The sequence below is a fragment of the Streptomyces sp. WAC06614 genome, from assembly GCF_003949795.1.
In the GTDB taxonomy this organism is placed as follows: Bacteria; Actinomycetota; Actinomycetes; order Streptomycetales; family Streptomycetaceae; genus Streptomyces.
In genome coordinates this window covers 1-2,663 of the sequence record NZ_RPRY01000552.1, presented here as the reverse complement: position 1 = coordinate 2,663, position 2,663 = coordinate 1, and the positions used below count along the sequence as shown (strand labels likewise).

At 72.1% G+C, this 2,663-nt stretch carries 2 protein-coding genes; one reads left to right on the top strand and one right to left on the bottom strand.

Annotation, left to right across the window (positions count from 1 at the left end; genetic code table 11):
* The coding region (locus EF918_RS34540) for an acyl-CoA synthetase (protein WP_148141328.1) at positions 1–1,629 on the bottom strand (1,629 nt) is incomplete at its 3' end.
* 161 nt (positions 1,630–1,790) lie between these two features.
* Here EF918_RS34540 and EF918_RS34535 point away from each other — a divergent pair.
* Positions 1,791–2,591, top strand: a complete 801-nt coding sequence (locus EF918_RS34535; protein WP_125652816.1) for a crotonase/enoyl-CoA hydratase family protein — start codon at positions 1,791–1,793, stop codon at positions 2,589–2,591.
* Positions 2,592–2,663 lie beyond the last annotated feature (72 nt).

Below are 2,663 nucleotides of genomic sequence, written 5' to 3'. Positions count from 1 at the left end.
GGCGGCGGTCCCCGCCGCCTCCGCCGCGACGGCCTTGGCCCAGCGGTAGTCCGCCTTGCCGCTCGGGGAGCGTTGGATCGTCGGGGTCAGGACCAGTTGGCGGGGGATCTTGTAGCCGGCCAGGCGGGTGCGGCAGTGGGTCTGGATCTGGGCCAGGGTGGGGGCGGGTGCGCCCGGGCGGAGCTGGATCACGGCCGCCACGTGGTTGCCCCACGTGGCGTCCGGTACCCCCGCGACCAGGACGTCGTACACGTCGGGGTGGGCCTTCAGGGCCAGCTCGACCTCCTCCGGGTACACCTTCTCCCCGCCCGTGTTGATGCACTGCGAGCCGCGCCCCAGCACGGTGACGATGCCGTCCTCGTCCACCGTGGCCATGTCCCCGAGCAGCACCCACCGCTCGTCGCCCCGCTGGAAGAAGGTCTCGGCGGTCTTCACCGGGTCGTTGTAGTAGCCGAGCGGCACGTGGCCGCGCTGGGCCAGGCGTCCGGGCTCGCCCACCGCGACCGGTTCGTGCGTGGCCGGGTCGATGACCTGGGTGCGGTCGTTGACCATCAGCCGGAAACCCTTCTCCGGGCCGGAGTCGTCCGTCGCGCGGCCGTTGGAACCGGACTCCGAGGAGCCGAAGTTGTTCAGCATCAGCACGTTCGGCGCGAGCGCCCGGAACGCGTCGCGCACCGTGTCCGACATGATCGCCCCCGACGAGGACAGGCTGATCAGCGAGGACAGGTCGGTGCCGCGCAGCGGCCCGTGCAGGGCGTCGACCAGCGGCCGCAGCATGGCGTCGCCCACCAGGGAGACGCTGGTGACCTTCTCCTTCTCGATGGTGCGCAGCACCTCCTCGGGCACGTACTTGCGGTGCAGCACCACCCGCTGGCCGTAGTGGAAGGCGACGAACGTCGTCAGCGTGGAGGTGCCGTGCATCAGCGGGGGAGTGGGGAAGAAGGTGAGCCCGGCGCCGCCCGCGGCGACCCGCTCGGCCAGCTCCTCGGGCCGCTTCACCGGCTCGCCCGAGGGCGCGCCGCCGAACAGCCCGGCGAAGAACAGGTCCTCCTGGCGCCACATCACCCCCTTGGGCATGCCCGTGGTGCCACCGGTGTAGATGATGAAGAGGTCGCTCGGCGACCGCGGCCCGAAGTCGCGCACGGGCGATCCGCCCGCCTCCGCGTCCGCGAACTCCACCACGCCCGGGAGCGGCGGCGCGTCCCCGGGTACGTCGCCCACCCGGACCAGGTGCCGCAGGGTGCGCGCCTGCGGCGCCGCGACCGCCACCCGTGCGGTGAACTCCCCGTCGAAGACCAGCGCCGCGAGATCCGCGTCGCGGTAGAGGTAGACCAGTTCCTCCTCCACGTAGCGGTAGTTGACGTTGACGGGGACCAGCCGGGCCTTGAGGCAGGCCAGCACCGTCTGGACGTACTCGATGCCGTTGTAGAGGTGCAGCCCCACGTGCTCGCCGGAACGCAGTCCGCGGGCCAGCAGGTGGTGGGCGATCCGGTTGGCGGCGGCGTCGAGCTCCCCGTACGTCAGCCTGCGCTCGGCCCCGCTGCCGGGGTGGTCGAGGTGGACGAGCGCCTCGCGCTCGGGGACCACGTCGACGACCGATTCGAACAGGTCGGCAAGGTTGTACTCCACCGTTCCTCCTGACCCCGGGCATCCGATGGCGGTCATTAGAGCGCCGCTCCGCACAACAGGGAAGGGCGCCGGAGAAGAAAACTGACTGTGTGTCAGAAAACCCTTGAACTGCTCCGCCCCCTCCTGCAACCTGTTCTAGGTCTTGAGACGGGAGGACGGCAATGGGTGGGACCGAACACCTCACCGTGGAGCGCCACGGCGCCACGCTGGTGCTCACCATGAACAGGCCCGAGGCGAAGAACGCGCTCTCGCTGCCCCTGCTGGTCGGGCTCCACGACGGCTGGCTGGAGGCCGACGCGGACGACGAGATCCGCTCCGTCGTGCTCACCGGCGCCGGCGGCGACTTCTGCGCCGGCATGGACCTCAAGGCCCTCGCCGGCAAGGGCATGGCGGGCGACCACTACCGCGACCGCCTCACCGCCGACCCGGACCTGCACTGGAAGGCCATGCTGCGCCACCACCGGCCGCGCAAGCCCGTCATCGCCGCCGTCGAGGGCTACTGCGTGGCGGGCGGCACCGAGATCCTCCAGGGCACCGACATCCGGGTCGCCGCCGAGAGCGCCACCTTCGGTCTGTTCGAGGTCAAGCGCGGCCTGTTCCCCATCGGCGGCTCCACGGTCCGCCTCCCGCGCCAGATCCCGCGCACCCACGCCCTGGAGATGCTGCTCACCGGCCGCCCCTACAGCGCCGCCGAGGCCGCCGCCGTGGGCCTGGTCGGCCACGTGGTCCCCGACGGCACCGCACTCGACAAGGCGCTGGAGATCGCCGGGCAGATCAACGCCTGCGGGCCGCTGGCCGTCGAGGCCGTCAAGGCCTCCGTCTACGAGACCGCCGAGCTGACCGAGACCGACGGACTCGCCGCCGAACTGGCCCGGGGCTGGCCGGTCTTCGACACCGCCGACGCCAAGGAGGGCGCCCGCGCCTTCGCGGAGAAACGCCCGCCCGTCTACCGCCGCGCCTGACCCCGCCCCGGGGCCGGCGCGGCGGTAGACGGGCGGGCGTTTCTCCGCGAAGGCGCGGGCGCCCTCCTTGGC